The organism is Mycobacterium sp. E2989, from assembly GCF_001667595.1.
In the GTDB taxonomy this organism is placed as follows: Bacteria; Actinomycetota; Actinomycetes; order Mycobacteriales; family Mycobacteriaceae; genus Mycobacterium.
Window position 1 is genome coordinate 1 of the sequence record NZ_LZJX01000041.1, and the last position, 911, is coordinate 911.

Below are 911 nucleotides of genomic sequence, written 5' to 3' on the forward strand. Positions count from 1 at the left end.
CGGGGGCCGGCACCGGCGTGGGTGCCGCTGCCGACGCCGGCCAGGGGCATGCCGCCGAGCAGGTTGCCCGGTCCCCCGGCGGCCTCGGGTGCGGCGCTGATCGCGCTGACCGGGACCGCGGTGTGGCCCATCGCCGGCACGGCCGGGGCGCTGTTCCAGGCCACCGGCACCGACAGCTTGCCACCGATCGAGCCGGCCCCGCCGATGGCCGCCGCTGGGTGCACCGCACCCGCACCGCCACCGAGCAGACCACCGAGCCCACCCAGGCCGGGCAGGGCCTTGGCCGCCGCGGGGGCCGCACCACCGATCGCCCCGACCGACTTGGCGATCTGCACAAAGTTGTTGCCCATACCGATGCTGAAGTAGGGCAGACCCTCGGTGTTGTAGAAGAGGCTCGCGAAGGGGCTGTAACCGTTGACGGCCGTGCCCAGGTTGGTGGGCAGGGTGGTCTGGCCGGTCAGCAGGAACCACAGCTCCTGGAACGGATCGGTCGTGGTGGCCGCTGCCTGGGCGGCCTGCTGGGTCGTGCTCGTGGTGGCCGTGGTGGCCGCCTTCTGCACCACGTTGGCGGTGTTACCCGCGGTGGTGTTGGCCGCCGCGTTGGCCACCGTGCCCGACTGGCTGGCCGTGCCCGCATCGTTGGTCACCTTCGGCGCCGGCGCGAACTGCGTCAGGCCCTTGGTCGTCGCCGTCGACTGCGCGGTGTAGGTGGCCATCGCCCCGGCATCTTGAGCCCAAAACTCGCCGTACTGGGCCTCCAACTGCGCGATCGCCCCGGTGTTCTGCCCGATCACATTGGTGGCCTGCAACTGCTGCACCAACGCCCGGTTGGCCGCGATCACCGGCGGGGGCACCACCGAGGAAAACACCGACTCATAAGCCGCCGCCGCCGAGCTGGCCTGCACCGCCGC

General features: G+C 72.1%; 1 protein-coding gene. It reads right to left on the bottom strand.

Translation table 11 applies throughout. The features are described from left to right. Positions 1-911, bottom strand: a 911-nt coding sequence (locus tag A5680_RS08415) for a PPE domain-containing protein (RefSeq protein ID WP_067818204.1), incomplete at both ends; no start/stop codon positions are given.